Raw genomic sequence first — 3,931 nt, 5'->3', positions numbered from 1 at the left:
AGCAGGGCGCCGCCGATGCGGCAGGCGGGACGCCCGCTGCCGCGCCGGCCGCCGGCGCCAAGACTGCGGCGGAGATTTCCGGCGCCGGTGCCTCCTTCATCTACCCGCTGATCTCCAAGTGGTCGGCCGACTACAACGCGGCCACCGGCAACAAGATCAACTACCAGTCGATCGGTTCCGGCGGCGGCATCGCCCAGATCAAGGCCGGCACGGTCGATTTCGGCTCTTCCGACAAGCCGCTGGACAGCGCCGAGCTGGCCGCTGCCGGTCTCGGCCAGTTCCCCTCGGCGATTGGGGGGGTGGTGCCGGTGGTCAACCTGGACGGCATGGACGCGGGCAAGCTGCGGCTGACCGGCCCGGTGCTGGCGGACATCTTCCTGGGCAAGATCAGCAAGTGGAACGACCCCGCGCTGACCGCGCTGAACCCGGGCGTGACCCTGCCCGACACCAAGATCAACCTGGTGCACCGCTCCGACGGCTCGGGCACCAGCTTCAACTTCACCAACTACCTGTCCAAGGTCAGCCCGGAGTGGAAGGGCAAGGTCGGCGAAGGCACCTCGGTGCAGTGGCCGGGCGGCGTCGGCGGCAAGGGCAACGAAGGCGTGGCCTCGTACGTGCAGCAGATCAAGGGCTCGATCGGCTACGTCGAACTGGCCTACGCGCTGCAGAACAAGATGCCGTACGCGTCGATGCAGAACGCCGCCGGCAACTGGGTGCAGCCCAATGCCGAGAGCTTCGCCGCGGCTGCCGCGTCGGCCGACTGGGCCAACGCCAAGGACTTCAACCTGGTCATCACCAACGCCTCGGGCGCGCAGGCGTGGCCGATCACCGCCACCAACTTCATGCTGATGCACAAGCAGGCCAAGGACCCGGCGCGCAGCAAGGCGACCCTGGACTTCTTCAAGTGGGCCTTCGAGAAGGGCCAGCCGCAGGCCGACGCCCTGCACTACGTGCCGCTGCCGCCGGAACTGGTGCAGCAGATCGAGTCCTACTGGAGCAAGGAATTCAAGTAAGCGCCACCGCGGTGCGCACTGCGCGCACCGCGGCGGCAACCGGCGACCGGCGGTGCAGTCCAGGCGCCGCCGGTCGCCGTATCGGCAACTTGTGATTCGGACTTTCGGGTTCCCGCCTGTGCGGGAGCGATGCAACCACCCACCGCGCGCGGTCATCCCCGCCGCGGCCACGATCGGAGCGCGCAGGCGCGTGCTCCGGCGACGACCGAGCCCATGAACAGCACTGTCCTTCCCGAAGCGATGTCGGCGCCACGCGGACGCGACCTGCGTGACGCCCGCGCCGACCGATTGTTCCGCTGGATCCTCACCGCCACCGTCGTTTTGGTACTCGTCGCCCTCGGCAGCGCTGCGCTGTCGATGCTGTGGGGCGGCCGTCATGCCCTGCAGCTGCAGGGCATGAGCTTCTTCTACTCCAGCGAGTGGAACCCGGTCGAGAACAAGTACGGCGCACTGGCGCCGATCTACGGCACCCTGGTGACCGCCTTGATCGCGATGCTGATCGCGGTGCCGGTGAGCTTCGGCATCGCCTTCTTCCTGACCGAAGTGGCGCCACGCTGGCTGCGCGGCCCGGTCGGGACCGCGATCGAACTGCTGGCCGGCATCCCGTCGATCATCTACGGCATGTGGGGCCTGTTCGTGCTGATCCCGATCATGTCCGAGTACGTCACGCCCTGGCTCAACGACCACCTCGGCACGTTGCCGGTGATCGGCCCGATCTTCCAGGGACCCCCGATCGGCATCGGCCTGCTCACCGCCGGCTTCGTGCTGGCGATCATGGTGATTCCCTTCATCTCGTCGGTGATGCGCGAAGTGTTCCTGACCGTGCCGACCCGGCTCAAGGAGTCGGCCTACGCGCTCGGCTCCACGCGCTGGGAGGTGAGCTGGGACATCGTGCTGCCCTACACCCGCTCGGCGGTGATCGGCGGCATCTTCCTGGGCCTGGGCCGCGCGCTCGGCGAGACCATGGCGGTGGCCTTCGTGGTCGGCAACACGGTGCGCCTGTCGCCCTCGCTGCTGGAGCCGGGCACCACCATCGCCGCGCTGATCGCCAACGACTTCGGCGAAGCCACCGGCGATTACCGCTCGGCACTGCTGCTGCTGGGCTTCGTCCTGTTCCTGGTGACCTTCGTCGTGCTGGCGATCGCCCGCCTGATGCTGGCGCAACTGTCGCGCAAGGAGGGCAACTGAGATGGCCGCCGACATCGCACACCGCCTGTACAACCGCCGCCGCGTGGTCAACTTCGTGGCGCTCACCCTGTCCTGCCTGACCGCGCTGTTCGGGCTGGTGTTCCTGGCCTGGATCCTGTGGACCCTGCTGGCCAAGGGCATCTCCGGCATCAACCTGGACCTGTTCACGCGCATGACCCCGCCGCCCGGCGAGGACGGCGGCCTGGCCAACGCGTTCTTCGGCAGCGCGGTGATGTGCGGCCTGGCGCTGCTGATCGGCACGCCGCTGGGCGTGGCCGCCGGCACCTGGCTGGCCGAGTACGGCAACGCGCGCAAGACCGGTCAGGTGGTGCGCTTCGTCAACGACATCCTGCTGTCGGCGCCGTCGATCGTGCTCGGCCTGTTCGTCTACACCCTGTACGTGATGCAGACCGGCGGCAATTTCTCGGCGCTGGCCGGCGCGCTGTCGCTGGCCTTCATCGTGCTGCCGGTGGTGGTCCGCACCACCGACGAGATGCTGCGGCTGGTGCCGGCGCAGATGCGCGAGGCCGCGCTGTCGCTGGGCATCCCGCAATGGAAGGTGACCATCCAGGTGCTGTACCGCAGCGCCTCGGCCGGCATCGTCACCGGCGTGATGCTGGCGCTGGCGCGCATCAGCGGCGAAACCGCGCCGCTGCTGTTCACCTCCTTCGGCAACCTGTACTGGAACAACAACATCCTCAAGCCGATGGCCAGCGTGCCGGTGGTGATGAACAACTTCGCCGGCAGCCCCTACCCGACCTGGCAGCAACTGGCCTGGTCCGGCGCGCTGGTGCTCACCGTCTTCGTCCTGCTGGTCAGCCTCGGCGCGCGCGCCCTGCTGGTGCGCAACAAGATCTCCAACGATTGATTCCCCTATGGACCCGGCCATGAACGATCACCACAACGCCGCCCCGATGCACCGCATCGCCATGCCCAACGGGCACACCGCGCTGGCGCCGTCGCCGGTCAAGATCGCCGCGCGCGGCCTGGACTTCTATTACGACAAGTACCATGCGCTGAAGGGCATCAACCTGGAAGTGCCGGAGAAGCGCGTCACCGCGCTGATCGGCCCCTCCGGCTGCGGCAAGTCCACCCTGCTGCGCATCTTCAACCGGATCTACGCGCTGTACCCGAAGCTGGAAGCGCGCGGCGAGGTGCTGCTGGACGGCGAGAACATCCTCTCGCCGAAGTACCCGATGAACCGCCTGCGCAGCAAGGTCGGCATGGTGTTCCAGAAGCCGGTGCCGTTCCCGATGACCATCTTCGAGAACGTCGCCTACGGCATCCGCCACCACGAGAAGCTGTCCAAGGCCGACATGGCCGACCGCGTCGAGCAGGCGCTGCGCCAGGGCGCGCTGTGGGACGAGGTCAAGGACAAGCTCGGGCAGAGCGCGCTGGGCCTGTCCGGCGGCCAGCAGCAGCGCCTGTGCATCGCCCGCGCGGTGGCGCTGCGTCCGGACGTGCTGCTGCTCGACGAGCCGACCTCGGCGCTGGACCCGATCTCGACCAGCCGCATCGAGCAGCTGGTGGAAGAGCTGAAGAACGACTACACCATCGTCATCGTCACCCACAACATGCAACAGGCCGCGCGCGTGTCCGACTACACTGCCTTCATGTACCTGGGCGACCTGATCGAGCACGACCGCACCGAAATCATCTTCTCGCAGCCGAACAAGCAGCAGACCGAAGACTACATCACCGGCCGTTTCGGCTGAGCCGCTGCGGCCGCC

4 protein-coding genes are annotated in these 3,931 nt (G+C 67.7%); all 4 read left to right on the top strand.

The annotated features are described in order from the left end of the window. A partial coding sequence (pstS, locus tag D180_RS13145) for a phosphate ABC transporter substrate-binding protein PstS (RefSeq protein ID WP_017913149.1) occupies window positions 1-1,013 on the top strand: 1,013 nt, incomplete at its 5' end. Between the two features lie 213 nt (window positions 1,014-1,226). Then, the gene (gene pstC / locus D180_RS13140; RefSeq protein ID WP_026143658.1) at window positions 1,227-2,201 is read left to right on the top strand and encodes a phosphate ABC transporter permease subunit PstC; all 975 of its coding nucleotides are present in this window, start codon (window positions 1,227-1,229) and stop codon (window positions 2,199-2,201) included. Between the two features lies 1 nt (window position 2,202). Then, a complete protein-coding gene (gene pstA, locus D180_RS13135; protein ID WP_017910162.1) occupies window positions 2,203-3,069 on the top strand; it encodes a phosphate ABC transporter permease PstA in 867 nt (288 codons plus the stop codon). A gap of 19 nt (window positions 3,070-3,088) precedes the next feature. Next, window positions 3,089-3,916 carry a phosphate ABC transporter ATP-binding protein PstB gene (gene pstB / locus D180_RS13130; protein WP_010343978.1) on the top strand — a complete coding sequence of 276 codons (828 nt, stop codon included), beginning with the start codon at window positions 3,089-3,091 and terminating at the stop codon, window positions 3,914-3,916. Window positions 3,917-3,931: the final 15 nt, after the last annotated feature.

The sequence above is a fragment of the Xanthomonas sp. SHU 166 genome (assembly GCF_000364685.1).
Taxonomy (GTDB): Bacteria; Pseudomonadota; Gammaproteobacteria; order Xanthomonadales; family Xanthomonadaceae; genus Xanthomonas_A; species Xanthomonas_A sontii.
Note: the sequence above shows the minus strand (reverse complement) of the source record. Positions and strands in the feature narration are given on the sequence as shown.

Coding starts and splice junctions, on each gene's coding strand:
- pstC (WP_026143658.1), top strand. CDS start 1,227: ATGAACAGCACTGTCCTTCCCGAAGCGATGTCGGCGCCACGCGGACGC.
- pstA (WP_017910162.1), top strand. CDS start 2,203: ATGGCCGCCGACATCGCACACCGCCTGTACAACCGCCGCCGCGTGGTC.
- pstB (WP_010343978.1), top strand. CDS start 3,089: ATGAACGATCACCACAACGCCGCCCCGATGCACCGCATCGCCATGCCC.